At 63.8% G+C, this 15,144-nt stretch carries 12 protein-coding genes and 1 pseudogene; 4 read left to right on the forward strand and 9 right to left on the reverse strand.

Annotated features, from left to right (window positions below; all coding sequences use genetic code 11):
* Positions 1–7: 7 nt before the first annotated feature.
* From IEY07_RS17435 to IEY07_RS17450, 4 genes are all read right to left on the reverse strand, one after another.
* Positions 8–934 carry an ABC transporter permease gene (locus IEY07_RS17435; protein ID WP_188896672.1) on the reverse strand — a complete coding sequence of 309 codons (927 nt, stop codon included), beginning with the start codon at positions 932–934 and terminating at the stop codon, positions 8–10.
* Entirely contained in the window at positions 931–1,902 is a 972-nt protein-coding gene (locus IEY07_RS17440) for an ABC transporter permease (RefSeq protein WP_188896673.1), read from the reverse strand. Before IEY07_RS17440 ends, IEY07_RS17435 begins: the two co-directional genes overlap by 4 nt.
* A gap of 91 nt (positions 1,903–1,993) precedes the next feature.
* Positions 1,994–3,673, reverse strand: coding sequence for an ABC transporter ATP-binding protein (locus IEY07_RS17445; RefSeq protein ID WP_188896674.1), 1,680 nt, complete (start codon positions 3,671–3,673; stop codon positions 1,994–1,996).
* Between the two features lie 16 nt (positions 3,674–3,689).
* Entirely contained in the window at positions 3,690–4,940 is a 1,251-nt protein-coding gene (locus IEY07_RS17450) for an amidohydrolase (RefSeq protein ID WP_188896675.1), read from the reverse strand.
* Between the two features lie 224 nt (positions 4,941–5,164).
* On the opposite strand from IEY07_RS17450, the gene IEY07_RS17455 reads away from it, so the two are divergent.
* Complete coding sequence (locus IEY07_RS17455) at positions 5,165–6,592, forward strand: CapA family protein (RefSeq protein WP_188896676.1); 1,428 nt, start codon at positions 5,165–5,167, stop codon at positions 6,590–6,592.
* Positions 6,593–6,651: 59 nt separating this feature from the next.
* On the opposite strand, the gene IEY07_RS17460 is transcribed toward IEY07_RS17455, so the two are convergent.
* The 3 genes and pseudogenes from IEY07_RS17460 to IEY07_RS17465 all read right to left on the reverse strand — a co-directional run bounded on the left by IEY07_RS17460 (position 6,652) and on the right by IEY07_RS17465 (position 9,540).
* Positions 6,652–7,275: a MurR/RpiR family transcriptional regulator gene (locus tag IEY07_RS17460; RefSeq protein WP_229670230.1), complete on the reverse strand. Its 624-nt coding sequence runs from the start codon at positions 7,273–7,275 to the stop codon at positions 6,652–6,654.
* 39 nt (positions 7,276–7,314) lie between these two features.
* A pseudogene (locus IEY07_RS24820) lies at positions 7,315–7,548 on the reverse strand (MurR/RpiR family transcriptional regulator); the annotation flags it as partial.
* A 543-nt stretch (positions 7,549–8,091) separates the two neighbouring features.
* The gene (locus IEY07_RS17465; RefSeq protein ID WP_188896678.1) at positions 8,092–9,540 is read right to left on the reverse strand and encodes an MFS transporter; all 1,449 of its coding nucleotides are present in this window, start codon (positions 9,538–9,540) and stop codon (positions 8,092–8,094) included.
* Between the two features lie 115 nt (positions 9,541–9,655).
* Between IEY07_RS17465 and IEY07_RS24575 the strand changes: the two genes are divergently transcribed.
* Complete coding sequence (locus IEY07_RS24575; RefSeq protein WP_188896679.1) at positions 9,656–10,246, forward strand: TetR/AcrR family transcriptional regulator; 591 nt, start codon at positions 9,656–9,658, stop codon at positions 10,244–10,246.
* A gap of 194 nt (positions 10,247–10,440) precedes the next feature.
* Here IEY07_RS24575 and IEY07_RS17475 read toward each other — a convergent pair whose 3' ends face one another.
* On the reverse strand, positions 10,441–11,235 hold the full coding sequence (locus IEY07_RS17475; protein WP_188896701.1) for an SDR family NAD(P)-dependent oxidoreductase: 795 nt from the start codon (positions 11,233–11,235) through the stop codon (positions 10,441–10,443).
* A gap of 11 nt (positions 11,236–11,246) precedes the next feature.
* Positions 11,247–12,887, reverse strand: coding sequence for an FAD-dependent oxidoreductase (locus IEY07_RS17480; protein WP_188896680.1), 1,641 nt, complete (start codon positions 12,885–12,887; stop codon positions 11,247–11,249).
* A gap of 49 nt (positions 12,888–12,936) precedes the next feature.
* Here IEY07_RS17480 and IEY07_RS17485 point away from each other — a divergent pair, with 49 nt between their 5' ends.
* Positions 12,937–13,506, forward strand: a complete 570-nt coding sequence (locus IEY07_RS17485) for a TetR family transcriptional regulator (protein ID WP_188896681.1) — start codon at positions 12,937–12,939, stop codon at positions 13,504–13,506.
* A 1,331-nt stretch (positions 13,507–14,837) separates the two neighbouring features.
* Positions 14,838–15,144 (forward strand): hypothetical protein (locus tag IEY07_RS17490; protein WP_188896682.1); only part of this gene is annotated, 307 nt, incomplete at its 3' end.

Consider the following 15,144-nt stretch of genomic DNA (forward strand, 5'->3'; position numbering starts at 1 on the left):
GCACAGGTCAGACCGTTCGACGCGGGTCGAGAGCATCACGGAGACCGTCGCCAACGAAGTTGACACTCAGGATGATCAGGACCAGGAACAGTGCGGGGAACCCGAACAGCCATGGCTGGGTCGTTGCCGCACCCTGTCCCCTCTGGATCAAGAGACCGAGCGACACCTCGGGGGCTTGGATGCCCAGACCCAGATACTCCATCGAGGCCGCGACGATGATCGCCCGGCCGACCATCAGGGTCGCGTCGACGATGATCGGCCCCGCCGCGTTGGGCAGCAGATGGCGGATGATGATCCGCCGATCCGAGGCGCCGAGCATCCGCGCCGCGTCGATGTAGTCGTTCTTCATCAACGACAGGAGCGTGCCCCGGACAAGTCGGCTCAAGGGAATCCAGAGCACTGCCGAGAGCACCAATGACAGCAGGAACCATGAGCTTCCCTTCGCCCCTAACACATTGGCAAGAACCAGGGTGATGGCCAGCACGGGAATGGTCATGATCAGGTCTGCAACGCGCATCAGCACTGCGTCCCACGCCCGGCCGAAGTAGCCGGCCACCGCACCGACGACGGTGCCGACGACGGTTGACAGCAGTGCGACGAGCGTGGCGACCTTGAGGGACGTCGCGATGCCGCGGAGAGTCTGCGCAAACAGGTCGTGGCCGATGCTGTCGGTGCCGAAGGGGTGCCTCCAACCCGGCGCCGCCGAGAAGTCGACGGTGATATCGGAGTAGGAGTACTTCCAGAGGAACGGCGTAATCACGGTGAACGCGATGATCAGCAGCAACACCGCCAGCCCGACCAGCGCACTGCGACGACGGGCGAATGCCCGTAGCGCTCCGGCGATCTGGGAGTTCCTGGCGGAGGCGTACGCATCGATCTTCTCGGCGTGCTCATCCACCGCAGGCCCCACGCCGCTGCCCTGCACGCCGCTCACCGTCGGACCCGCGGATCAAGCACGCCGTACATGAGGTCGACCAGAATATTTACTGCGACTACGAAGATCGCGACGACCATGATCCAGCCCTGGACGACATACACGTCCGGGCTGACCGGCCCTGTCAGGGCGTCGACGAGGACACGGCCCATGCCCTGCCATCCGAAGACCGTCTCCGTGACCACTGCTCCGCCGACGATCACCGCGAAGTCGGCGCCGGCGATTGTGACGATCGGAATCAGTGCATTTCGCAGGCCGTGAACGATCACCACCCGGGCTCGTCCGAGACCCTTCGCCCGGGCGACCTTGATGTACTCGCTGCTCATCACCTCGATCATCGCCGCGCGCTGGTATCGGCTCCACGGCCCCATGCTGTAAACGGCGAGCGCAAACACCGGCAGGATCGCGTGCCGCACCTGATCCGACAGAGATGGCGGCACACCTGGTGTGCTGTCACCGATGGTGTAGAGCACCGTGGCACCGAAGGCATTGTTCAGTGGCACGGCGATGTACCCCTTCAGCAGGATCGCGAGCACGAAGACAGGAATCGCGTAGAGGGCGTACGACAGTGCGGAGATCAGATGATCGACGGCAGTGTTCCGCTTCAGCGCCCCGACGACCCCGAGGAACACCGCACCTACCAGGCCGAACACGGCCGCCGGGATCACCATCTTCAGAGTCGTGCCGAGGCCGGAGAAGATCATCGAATTCACCGACTGGCCCGAATATGACTTCCCGAGATCACCATGCAGGATGCCGCCGACCCAGCTGAGGTAGCGCACCATGATCGGATCATCCAGGTGCAATGTCTGGCGATATTGGGCTACGGTCTGCGGCGAGGCACCTGGCGAGCTCAGCATCGATGCGAGCGGATCGCCGGCCAAGGACACCAAGGCGAACACCAGAACGCTTGCGGCGATGACGACAGCGATGCCGTTGACGATTCGCTTCAGGATGAACGTCAACACTTCCGATACCTACCTCGCGGACAACCAGGCAGCGCCGTCAGTTCGGCGACGGGCCGGCCAGCTGTCGGGGCACCAGCATGACGTGTCAACCTCATGACGTCACTGCCTGACGCCGGCTCGACCGGTCCCGTTGCACAGCAGGATCGGGGACGGGGAGAGACCCGATGAGCTGCTGAGTGTATTCGTGCTGGGGATGAAGAAGCACCTCGCGTGTTGCTCCCTGCTCGACGATCTCTCCGCGCCGCATGACCGCTGTGCGATGGGCGAGCATGTCGACGACGGCGAGGTCGTGGGTGATGAAGAGGCAGGCGTAGTTCAACTCGTCCTGCAGCTCGGTGAACAATGTCAGGATCTGAGCCTGGACGGATACGTCCAGCGCCGAAGTGGGCTCGTCGGCGATGATCAGACTCGGCCTCAGCGCAATAGCTCGAGCGATCCCGACCCGCTGTCGCTGTCCTCCGGAGAGTTCATGCGGGAATCTCTCCGCGAACGATCGCGGCAGGTGCACCAGATCGAAGAGTTCGTTTACCGCCTGACGCAATTGGGGCCGCTCGGTCGAGTTGTTGACGATGAACGGTTCGGCCAGACAGTCGAAGAGTCGTATCCGCGGGTTGAAGCTCGTGGCCGGATCCTGGAAGACGAATCCGACATCCTTCCGACTGGAGCGGAGCTTTCCTCTGGAGATCCCCTTCAGCTCCTGCCCGAGCGCGACCAGGCTGCCACTGCTGATTGGATTCAGACCTGCGACGGCCCGGCCGAGACTGGTCTTACCTGATCCGGACTCCCCAACCAGGCCCAGGACCTCGCCTGCGGCGATCCGGAAGGAGACCGAGTTCACCGCCCGGAACGATGCGCGCCGGAATCCGGCGGGATATTCGATGACGACGTCCCTACCCTCGACCGCGATGCGATCCGGCGCCGCCACCGGCTCGCGAGCGCTCTGCACTCCGACGCGCGGCACAGCAGCGAGCAGGTTGCGCGTGTACGGATGCTGGGGCTGCTCGAAGACCTCGGACACAGGTCCGGTCTCCACCACACAGCCCTGGTACATCACGACCATCCGGTCGGCCAGATCCGCGACAACCCCCATGTTGTGAGTGATCAGAACGATCGCGGTGCCGGCCTCATCCCGATGGGCCCGGAGCAGGTCAAGGATCTCGGCCTGGACGGTGACATCCAGGGCGGTCGTCGGTTCATCAGCGATGATCAGGTCGGGATTCTGGATCAGCGCCATCGCGATGACGATCCGTTGGCGCTGGCCACCGGAGAACTGGTGCGGGTAGTAGCCCACCCGCTTCTCCGGCTCGGGGATCCCTACCCTGCGCAAGATCTCCACGACCATGTCCCGAGCTGTCCTGCCGCTCACCCGGGAGTGGGCCCGGAGCGCCTCTTTGATCTGCCAGCCGATTGTGTAGACCGGGTTCAGGGCAGTAGACGGCTCCTGGAAGATCATCGCCACCTCCGCGCCGCGGATGCGCCGCATCGCGCCGCTGGAGAGACCGATGAGCTCCTCCGGCCTCCCGCTCGTGCGCCGCCGCAGCCGGATCGACCCGGCGACCGTGGCCAGGGGCGGGAGCAGACCGAGGACGCTGTGGGCCGTGATCGACTTCCCGCTCCCGCTTTCGCCCACGATCGCCAGGACCTCGCCCGGGTGAACTTCGAAGGAGATCCCGTCGACCGCCTCGACCTGCTGATCGGTACCCTCGCGGAATGTCACCCGCAGATCCCGCACCTCGAGCAGCGGATCGGGGGCGCGCTCGCTCGTCGTCATTGGCGTTCCGTCCCGTTCATGAACGAATGACCTTCTCGATGAGGTCCACCGCGATCGGAATGCAGCTCTCATCGGGATTGAAGAACGGATTGTGATGGGGTGCTGGGCTGCCCGCACCGATGTTGATGTAGGCACCTAGTCCGCCGCGACGCTGTACCTCACGAATCAACAGGTGCGCGTCGTCGCTGCCGAACATCGGAGCCGTCGCAACGACGGCCTGCACCAGATCCATGCCCGACGCCGCGTCGACGATGGTCTGCACGAGTTCCGCATCGGGCTGCATGGTGCAGGCAAGCCCCGTGACCTCGATCGAAGCCTCCACGCCGAAAGCGTGTGCGGTTCCCTCGATGATGCCGCGCACCCGCGCGACGAGGTCGAGGAGGACGTCGTCATCATCTGCCCGGGCTTCACAGGTCATGGTCGCGTTCGCCGGCACGATGTTGACGTTGTCCCCTGCGTGCAGCGTGCCGATGTTCAGTCGCGTGTCCGCGGTGCTGTATCGCGGCAGAGCCATGATCGACAGGGCCGACGACGCTGCTGCGAGCAGCGCGTTCCTCCCTTGTTCGGGAGCACCCGAGGCATGCGATGCCCTTCCGGTGAATCGCACCCGAAGTTTCTGCGTCGCCATGCCACCGGAGACGCTGCCAATAACTGTCCCGACAGGGCTGTCGCCCCGGACGTGCACAGCAAGCATCCGGGAGATGTCGTCAGCAACCCCTGCGTTCAACATCGTCTGAGCTCCCCTGACGCCCTCCTCAGCAGGCTGAAAAATCACTTTGAGGGTGCCCGGGAAGTCGCGGTCGCTCAGGCTCTCCAGGACACCCACGCCGATCGCCGCATGGCAGTCGTGGCCGCAGGCATGCATCACTCCGTCGATCGAGTTAAAGCCTTCCGCAGCGGGAAAGTGCGCGACGTCGTCGCTCTCCGCAATGGGAAGCGCGTCGATATCGGTGCGAAGTCCCCATACTGGACCCGGACGGCTGCCATGCAGTACGGCGACCAGGCCTGTCCCGTGTTCGCAGAAGAATTCTGCCCGCTCCGGATCCAGGCCAGTGGCAATCGCTCGATCACGCCAAGCACCTCGGGTGGGCTCGTCCGGAAAGGCACCCACGCCTGCGAGATCCTGAACATCTCGCCCCTTCAGGACCGTGACGGGCATGCTCTCCAGGACCTGCTCAACGCGGCCTGCCGTACGAATCTCGCAGAACGCCGGCTCGGCGTGACGGTGGAGGTCACGCCTGAAGGCAATGAGATCTGTGCTGGGCACGAAACGCTAGCTCCTCGCTTGAGGTTTGCAAAGAGTCGATCCCGACGCGGAGCCGCAGGTCGACCAGTGCTCCTCATTGAACGCCAGCGGACACCGCCAATCGGCCAGATGGCGGTTTTTTTTACGCACTCGTTACGCAGCCGAAACAGATGCTGGAAAGTATAGTGTCACGTCGGCAGCGAGACCGACGCCGCCGCACGCAGGCCGAGGAGGCATGAGACCGGGTGAAGACACACAATGTTCCGACAGCGGCACACGACGAAGCAGCAAGAAGCGCAACCCCAGAGGTTCTTCGTCAGGCGACGACATCTGCACCCACGAAGCCATTCACGCTCACCGCAGTAGGTGACCTGATCTATCTACGCCCGATGCTGCCTACGCTGAGAGCCCGGGTGCCACAGATGCTCGAGTTGCTCGGCGGAGCGGATGTCGTCTATGGGAACCTCGAGACCAATGTCTTTGACTTAGGAAGCGCTGACGAGCCGGAGGAGATCGTTCCGGAAGCGGCCTCCGGTGGCACCTGGATGCATGCCTCGTCGGCGATCGCTCCAGAACTGGTCGCGTTCGGCTTCAACGTCCTCGCGGGGGCGAACAATCATGCGGGCGACTGGGGCCGAGGCGGCATGCGCAGCACCATTCGACACATGGCTCGTCACGAACTGAGTCTCGCCGGGGTCGGCGACACGCTGGCCCAGGCGACGCTTCCGAAGTACACCGACCTCGCGTTCGGCCGGGTGGGTCACGTCTCAGCAACCACGACCTACACCCCACACTCGCGCGCAGCCGACCCTTCCGGTGTCGCACCTGCCCGCGCGGGTGTCAACGCGATTCATCTGACTCCTGTCACCTCTCTCACGCCCGCCGCGTTTGCCGATATGGAGAATCTATGCGCGAAGGTCGGCGCCATGGCTGGCAGGGTTATAGAGCCCGGCTCCGAGGTGGAATGGCAAGGATCTCGCTATGTTGCCGGCGACACGGATCGCTTGGGGCTGAGCTATCGGATCGACGAAGACCATCTCAGACGCAATCTCACAGCAATACGGCAGGCGCGGCAAAACAGCAACTTTGTTATCTTCTCCGTACATAGTCACGAGCCCTACAACGAGTCGCAAGAACCAAGCGATGCCCTTGTCGAGATTGCTCGTCGGGCCGTTGGCGCCGGGGCTGGTCTCGTACTATGCCACGGTCCACACCAACTTCGCGGGATTGAGATCTTCGAAGGCGTGCCCATCGTGTACTCGCTGGGGAATTTCTTCATGATGAACAATTCTCTGGATATCGTTCCGCCCGACTTCTCCAAGGAGATATCCGAGCGCTATTCGATCGACAATATCGGCCGACTGACGGTCCCTGAGCAGTTCGCCACCCGTAACAGGAATCTGTTCGCGAAACCAGAGATGCTCGAGAGTGCGATCTTCCGATTTAGTTTCTCGGAGGGAGGACGCCTCAAGGATATTCGTGCTTATCCGATCGAACTCGGCCTGAATCACACGGGAGCAGATATTGGGGTCCCGGCCCCAGCTTCGTCCCACGTGGCCGAGCGAATTTTGTTGCGCCTGCGCGATTTGTCAAAAGAATTCGGGACCGAATTCACCATCCAGACGGATGAAGCCTGGCCGCACGCAGCGCACATCGCCGATACGAACCGATAATGCCTGTCGACGCCGGACCGGCAGGCCATCATCGCCCCGTCGCGTTGGCCGAAGGGCGCCTACCCGCGACCTGAGTCCACGCGAAGGTAAGTCGAGGATGCTCGACCGGGTATGCCCTGGGCGGCGAGGCCTGCCAGGTCCGGATTGGCATGCGCGATGGAGAGAAAGATGAGGTCGCCCAACACTAGCTGGGCCGTACGCGTCGAGAGCCCGACCGTAAGCTGCGACAACTCACGACCCATCGGCCGCAGGACGTAGTCGACCGATCGACCAACGTATGACCCGAGATCATGGGTGACACCGACTGTGGGGACTCCCAGCCTCCTCGCCTCGTTAAGGACAACCCCAACGGCCCGGATCGTCCCGGTGTATGTCATCCCAACGACCACATCTCGACTGTCAAATCCGCGAAGTGTGAGAACGGCCTTATGTGCATCGTCGAGGACGACCGTAGGCAATCCTAGGATAGCCAATTTGAGAGCCAAGTCCTCGGCAGGAGTCGACGATGCCGCGGTAGCGAAGATCATCCGATGACGCGCGCCACGGAGCAGTTCGACAACGCTGTTGAGTGAATCGGGATCGATTGATTGGACCGTCTGCTGCAATGCGTTGATATGGAGCGCGATCAGCTTCTCGGACAGCACCTCCATAGAGTCGTTCGGAGAGAGATCATCGAACGCCACATACGATCCCTGGCCCATTTTTCCGCGCGCGACAGTTGTCGTCAATCTGGATCGAAACTCGACAAATCCGGGATATCCAAGGCGCTTACAGAACCTGATGACCGTGGAGATGGAACTCCCAGATTGATCGGCGAGCCGGCGCAATGACCCGGAACTCGCGGCGACAGGATCGCCTAAGACACATCGTGCCACATGTTGCTCGCCCGGCGGCAAGTCATCGAGCATGCTGCCGATCAGAACCAGCAGATCTGTAGGCTGGCTAGAATCACCCACCCTCAACCCTTTCCGTTTCGAGTCACAGTCACTATAACGAGTGAACTGTTATATATCCGACTCTCCTTACGTGAAGGATCCGGTTGATCAAGGTCCGCGAAGGCGCCGGGGGACGGCATCCACCGCTCTGGTCGTCACCGACGTCACCCCGATGGGCAGCTCGAACTTCTTGGCCTGCCGAGCCACTTTATTGGCCTGCCAAGTCACTTCAACTGAAGAGACCTTGTCGTGCCACACGCGGCTCCTCTCGCCCGCGGAGCGAATCGAGTCTCACTCAGCTTGGTGATCGATGCGACCTCATCGACCCCAAACCTGTGCACGGAGGCGCCCGGTGGTCGGGCTTGATTTGAGCTGAACGCGTGACCTTTGCCTGGTTGAGCAACGGCCCGAATGTCTCGCCTGGGACGACAATCTCGGGCAAGGGGTCAGGCGCTCGGCCCATCAACCGCCCGCAAAGGGAATGATCACCGGGCAGGGAATGGCTTGCGGGCGTCGCCGACGCCTGGTTGGCTCGCTGGCTGATTTCATGTAACGCCGCCGAGCTCAGCTCACGATGGCCCCGTCCTGGCGGTGGGGGACGAGGAGGGCAAGGGCTGCGGCGATGAGGGCGGAGGCACCACAGATGGTGAAGAGGACACGGTAGGCGGTCAGTGACGGCAAGACAGTCGATCCGAGGGTGAGAGTGAAACTGGCGAATATGGAACCGCCGAGGGCGCTGGCCAAGGAACTCCCGAGGGAGCGGACGACGGTGTTGACACCGTTGGCGGAGGCGAGTTCGGTGTGGGGAGTATTGGCGCTGATCAAGGCGGGCATGGCGGCGTAACCGATACCGGTTCCGATGCCGACGACAGTGCTACCGACGATGACCTGCCAAAGATCGGCGTGAACGAACACGCGCAGAGTCCAGCCGATCGCGACGATCACCCCGCCAATTGCGAGGGTGCGGCCGCCGCCGATGGAGTTGATCAGGCGGGCGGCGACGGGCGCGAAGACCAGCATGCACAGACCAGAGGGCAGCATCGTCAAGCCCGCGACCAAGGTGGTGGAAGCGAAGCCGTAGCCGGTCTCCTTCGGCATCTCGACATAGGTGGCGGTGCCAATGAGTGAGGCGAAGAGAGCGAAGCCGATGAAGAGGGAGGCGATGTTGGTCAACAGGATCGGGCGACGCCCGAGAGAGGACAGGTCGACGAGGGGATCGTGGTGGCGCGCCTCCCACAGCCCGAAGGCAGCGAAGAGTGCGGCGGATGCCACGAACAGCCAGATCACTCTCGTAGAGCCCCAGCCCCAGTCGGAGCCTTCGGACAGCGGCAACAGGAGGGCAACGAGCGCACCCGCGAGCAGCAGCGCACCGAGGATGTCGATTCTGCCGCCGGCCGGGTCGTGAGATTCAGGCACGAAGAAGAGGATGCCGGCGAAGGCAACCGCTGCGGCGATGGCCGTGACCCAAAACAGGGTGTGGAAGTCGCCGTGCTCGGCGATCAACCCGGCGAAGGGCAGGCCGAGCGCTCCACCGACGCCGAGCATGGCCGAGATGGTGGCCATACCGCTGGCACGGCGCTTCTTCGGCAGCAGTGTGGCCAGCAGGCTGATCCCCAACGGAATCGCACCGGAAGAGACGCCTTGGATGGCTCGGCCGACGATGAGGACGAAGACATTGTCGGAGACGGCGGTGATCAGGGAGCCGACGACCATCGCACCGATCGCGACCAACAGCATCAGCCGCTTGCCCCACATGTCTCCGAGCCGACCCAGCAGCGGAACGGCAACCGCGCTCACGAGGAGCGTCGCTGTCAGCAGCCACTGAACGGTGGCTGTGTCAGAGTTCAACTGCTTGGGCAGGTCCGCGAGCACCGGCACCAGCAGTGACTGCGCGAGCGAAACCACGAGCGCACCCAGGCCGACAGCAAGCAGCCACAGAGTCGCCTGGTTGCCGGAGACGTGCTCGGCTTCTTCCTCAAGTTCCTGTTCGGACTCGGCCTCTTCGATCCGCATGCCACTACTCCCGCTTTCGTTCTGTACCGCCGATACATGCCGTTGGTCAACAGTGTTGACCTGTCGTAGTCAACAGTGTTGACGATGGTCTGTCAAAAGCGGTTGACTGAAGCGCATGAGTTCCGGACGTCATTCGCCGCGCACTGCCACACGTCCTCTCGAGGAGGGCACGCCGACGCAGCGGGCGATTGCCCGCGCAGCCCGAGAGCTGTTCGAGCGGAGCGGATACGAGGGCACCTCAGTGCGAGAGATCGCCGCGGCTGCGGGCGTGGACGCAGCACTGGTAATCCGGCACTACGGCTCGAAAGAGGAACTGTTCGTACGGGTGATCGGATTCGACGAGCACTTCGCTCCCCAGCTCGACGGGCCCCTCGAGCTGGTCGGAACGCGTCTAGCCGACTATGTTCTCGACCCCACGCACGACCGGATGCGACGCACCCTCACCGCGCTGCTCTACGCCAGCGACCATCAAAACGTCCGCACCGATCTGCAGGCCACGATGCGGCGACTCCTGGTCGACCGGCTCAGCGCGCGCATGCACGGAGCCGACACCGTCCTGCGCGCCTGGCTCGTCTCCGCGCAGCTCCTCGGCCTCGTGCACTCCTGGGACGCCGTCGACACCGACCACGCCACTGCAGCCCAGCGAACACACGTAGCCAACCTCTACGGGGCCGCCATCCAACAACTCATCACCCCACCCACATGACCCTCGCTCGTGATCATGCGAGACAAGATCCCCCCGCACCCGTGACGGACTGAAGCCCGGACACTATGTTCGGCGGGGAGTGTCCGACGAACGGTGTGTGAGGTCTGCGGTTTCATCAGTGAGTGGTCGACTCGAGATGGGCGACCGTAGCTCCACTCGGACAGGCCTGGATCCGGACGTTCGGTCAACCTCGGTCAGCCGACGATTGCGGCCATCCTCTTGGCGACGATCGTGACTGCGCGGGTGGGAGCGATTCGAGCGAGCCGGTCGAGGGCTCGTGTGTCCGGGCCGATCAGGACGCGCGGAGTGCCATGGGCGATCGCGTCGGTGATCTTCCTGGCTGCTTCGTCGGGCGTGGTGAGGTTGCCGGCCGCTTTCTTCGCCTTCTCCGGATCGACGGTGCGTGTGTCGACGCCGGAATTGCCGGTGATATTGGTGGCAGTACCGCCGGGAAAGACGGTGCTCACCGCCACGGAGGTGGAGCGCAACTCAGCGTAGAGCCCCTCGGTGAAGAGCTTGACCGCGGCCTTGGATGCCCCGTACGCACTCTGCCCCGGGACGGGCACCAGGCTGCCCATCGATGCGACGTTCACGATCGAGGCCTCGGTCCGGCGCTTGAGCACCGGCAGGAACGCCTTCGTCATGTTGACGGTGCCCCAGAAGTTCACGTTCATCACGCGCTCGATGACCTCGAAATCCAGTTCGTCGACAGGCTCGAAATCGTGGATGATGCCGGCCAAGTTGACCAATCCGTCAACGCTGTCGTACTCGGCGGCGAGGTCGAGAACCGCCGCTCGGTCGGTGATATTCAGAGTCACCGTGGTGAGGCGCTGGCCGGCCTTCGCGATCTCTGCCGTCTCGGTCAGCGCGTTCTCGTTCAAGTCGATCGCGAGGACCCGGCCCCCGCGCTTCAGGAGCTCGAGCACGACCGCGCGTCCGATGCCGTTGCCGCCACCGGTGACGACGAAGACCTTGCCCGTGATGTTCATGGTCATCCCGTTCAGTTGTTTCGTGCGATGTGCCGGGCGGCGATCAGGCCGAAAACCGTGGCTGGTCCGAGGGTGGAACCCGGGCCGGGATAAGTGTGGCCCATCACCGATGCCGAACAGTTCCCAGAGGCGTAGAGACCCTCGATCACGGTGCCGTCCTCACACAGCGCGCGGGCGAACTCGTCGGTGACGATGCCGCCCTTGGTGCCGAGATCGCCGATGACGATCTCGATCGCGTCGAAGGGTGCCTTCTCCAGAGGGCCCAGGTTCGGGTTGGGACGCACGCCGGGGTCGGAGTAATAGCGGTCGTAGGCCGAGTCACCCCGGCCGAAGTCCCCGTCGATGCCCGCCCGGGCGAAGCCATTGAAACGGTCGACGGTCTGGCGCAGGTTCGCCGCCGGAACGTTGATCCTGGTGGCCAGCTCCTCGATCGTGTCGGCCTCGGCGTAATGACCGCCTGCTGTCAGCCTCTTCTTCACGCCGGGCGCGAGCAGGTAGTTGCGCAGGTAGCGGCGGTGACGCTTGTCGGCGATCATCCACCAGCGCCCATCCTTGTTGTGCTCCAGCATGTGATGTCCGATGTCGATATAGGACTCCGCCTCGTTCGCGAAGCGCCGTCCCTGATCATCGACGATGATCGAGTACGGCATGGCGCGTTCGCCGACCAGGAACGTGGGATCGGCAACACCGGGCTCCGGAGAGATCGCCGACGCACCCCACCAAGCGTCGTCCATCAGCTCCAGTGCGGCGCCATGACGGGCGGCGATGTCGATCGGCGCGCCGAGGTTGGTCAGGACACCCGACGGGTTGCCCTCCACTCCCTGCAGCTCGCGACGCTTGGCGCGGTTCCCGTCGAAGCCACCGGAGCCGAGCACGACACCCCGGCGAGCACCGAACGTGACTTCGCGTCCATCCCTGGTCGCCTTCACCCCGACCACGCGGCCGTCCTCGACGATCAAGTCCGTCAGCGGAGTCTCGAGCAGCAGCGTCGCGCCACCTTTGATCACCGCGGCGTGCAGCAGCGAGCCGGTCAGCGCGACGCCCATACCGGCCAGCAATCCTTTTCTGGTGACGAACCCGCGTGCCAGGCGCGAGGTCAGGCGTACGCCGCGCTTGAATCCGTCGTACGACGCGAGGGCCCGAGTCAACAGCCAGACATCGTCGGTCATGATCGGCAGCGCGGCCTGTGACGAGATCTTCTCGGCCCACGGCCCCATCAGCTGCTTCGAGATCGGGTAGACCTCGAGCGCGCGGCCGATCTTGCCGCCGGGAAGTTCAGGGTAGTAGTCGGGATAGTCCTTGGAGCGGACCAGACGGAGGCCGTACTTCTGGCAGGTCGTCACCCAGTCCTCGATGCCGTCGACGAACGCGGCCTGACGAGCGGGATTGGTCGCGCGGTGGTCGTTCTTCGCGGTCAGTGCGATGTATTCGAGGGCCTCCTCGCGCGAGTCGCCGACCCCGTCGGCTCGCATCAGCGGGTTGTTGGGCAGCCACATGCCGCCGCCGGACTTGTTGGAGTTGCCTCCCCATCTGGCGCTGCTCTCGATCATCACGACCGACAGCCCTTCGTCCACCGCACCCAGCGCGGCGGCAAGCGCCGCCGCGCCACTGCCGACGATGACGACGTCGTACTCCTCGTTGAATGAGGTCATGGCTCTCTTTCCTCCGATCCGGACAACCTTGTCCGGTTATACTTCAAGTGTGGCCCGTGAAATGGCTCGACGCAACAGGGGGCCGGCGGCTGCTGCAGCCAACCGGGAGTCGATCCTGTCGGCCGCGCGCCGACTGTTCGCCGAGCGCGGGTACGACGTCCCGCTGAGCGCGATCGCCAAGGGGGCCGGCGTCGGCCAGGGCGTTCTCTATCGACACTTCCCGACCCGCCTCGACCTGGCCTTTGCCGTCTTCGAAGATCATTTCCAGCAATACGCGATGACGGCGGCACTGCCCGGACCCGATGCCTTCTGTCTCCTGTGGCGCGGGCTCGTCGACAACCTGATCGCCGAGACCGCCTTCATCGACATGGTCAGCGACGCACGCAAGACCCGCGTGGAGTACGACGGCGCACGCCGCCTGATCGACCTGCTCGCCGACCCGCTCCGGCGGGCCGTCGAGGCCGGGCTGGTACCGACAGACGTCACCGTCGAGGAAGTCATGCTGTCAATCCGGATGGCCTACGGCATCGTCCGCACCGCCGAGGCCGAAACGACCCCCGACGATCTGCGCACCACGATCCTCGACGCTTTCCCGCGACTCCGTTGCAACGACGCCTAGGTGTGCGCCTTGGGATCTGGTCGGGTAACGACGCACGGTGGCGCTTGGCGGCGCCGAGCAACCTTCCCGCTTCCGATGACGAATGCTCGGTGAAAGCCGCTCACGGTTGGCCGGGCGACCGTTTCGGCCCTGCCGGCTGTACTGGGTGGTCGGCCAGCGCAGATGGATCTCGGGCGGTGGCGATGTCTCCCAGTTCAGCCCTGAAGGATCACAGAGGGGTGTTTCCCCTTGTCAGATGGGTGGGCCTAACTGGACTTGAACCAGTGACCTTTGCCTTATCAGGGCGCCGGACACTGCGGCGCGCAGGTGGTTCCGCGCTCCAACTCGTCCACGAACGTCCACCAGTGGGTGCCGATCATCGCCCCCGTTGTCACCCAGTTTGTCTCCCCGCCACGGTCCGACGACGCCAAGCCCGAACTCTTCGCCGCTGAGGCCCGCGAACGCTAGCGCAGGGCTGCACCACGCGGCAGCTTCACAACCACATAGGAGAGTCCCGAGTCTGGCACGGTGTTGCAGTTAGCAACTCTGCTGTCGGGCTCTTCGACGGAGGGGACCTCGCGGAGATGCATTTGTCTGAGCGCGGTTCGAGGATGTTCGGCCCTGCACCCCGGCCCACAAGCGGAACCGCAGCAGGGAGGGAACGATCATCGGACAGGGAATGACCCGGGCTGGGTAGGGCTGACGGCGTGTGTGTTCAGGGTCTCTTCGACCAGCCTCGTCCCGCACGTGTTTTGAAGTTTGGTGGCCAGCGTCTCGCAGGCCTTGTCTGAGACCATGTTCCCGGGTGCAGGGTTAGAGACTGATGGTTGTCCACCGCCCGGCCGGCACGTGTTCGGGGGGACCATGGCCGGCCGGGCGGGGACTGTGCGAGGCACGGAAACTGTGAAGGGGGAACCTTCTTGGTGCCTCGCTGGGCTCACTAGGCCCAATGCCACGATAACCACCGTTTCCAGCCGAATTGAAAGAAATCCTTGGATTCTTTGCCCTTTCGGTGCCCTATTCCTCGGCGCAAAGGTTTAACTGCTGCCCGCAACTGAAAGAACCGTCAGGTTGATCACAGATTGGTCACGGTATTTCTGAAATTGGTCGGTGCCAGGTCAAGTTTGTTCAAGGGTAGGGGCATTGGTCGCTCAAGCAGCTGGGTGATCGCGTCGCCTTGACCCCCCTTGAAAGGCGCCATGTCGCATCGCCCGGCGGATCGTTCCGCCATTTCCGTGCTATCCACCTATCTCCTTCGTGCGCTTCGTCAGATCGGTTGTGCACGTTCGGCCCGGTCGGTCCTGTCTCGTGTGCTGGCCCGCCTGCTCGCGGTTGTGTTGGCGGCTGGGTTGGTGACGGTCGCCGCCTCAGTGGCGCAGGCAGCCCCGCTGCCTGCTGACTATTCAGCCAGTACGTCGGGCGACGTCGTCTCGGTCGGATTGGACGCAGTCGGGTTGGACACGTTGGATGCGGCTGTCGGTCATTCGGCGACCACTGTGGACAGCACCGGGACGCCACGGAGCCGGGCAGAGTCGGCCAACGTGGCCGCGAACGCGGTCGGGATCGGCGTCGGAGTAGAAGCAGCGGTTGCGGAGTCGACGAACGCCACCCCGGACGACACCTACAACCAGTCATTGGGCCAGGTCGATGTCCCCGGCG

The organism is Microlunatus endophyticus, assembly GCF_014646195.1.
GTDB classification, from domain to species: Bacteria; Actinomycetota; Actinomycetes; order Propionibacteriales; family Propionibacteriaceae; genus Microlunatus; species Microlunatus endophyticus.

Bases quoted from the DNA above. Each gene is read 5' to 3' on its own strand.
- IEY07_RS17445 (WP_188896674.1), bottom strand. From the start codon at position 3,673: ATGACGACGAGCGAGCGCGCCCCCGATCCGCTGCTCGAGGTGCGGGAT.
- IEY07_RS17465 (WP_188896678.1), bottom strand. From the start codon at position 9,540: ATGCGGATCGAAGAGGCCGAGTCCGAACAGGAACTTGAGGAAGAAGCC.
- IEY07_RS24575 (WP_188896679.1), top strand. From the start codon at position 9,656: ATGAGTTCCGGACGTCATTCGCCGCGCACTGCCACACGTCCTCTCGAG.
- IEY07_RS17475 (WP_188896701.1), bottom strand. From the start codon at position 11,235: ATGAACATCACGGGCAAGGTCTTCGTCGTCACCGGTGGCGGCAACGGC.
- IEY07_RS17480 (WP_188896680.1), bottom strand. From the start codon at position 12,887: ATGACCTCATTCAACGAGGAGTACGACGTCGTCATCGTCGGCAGTGGC.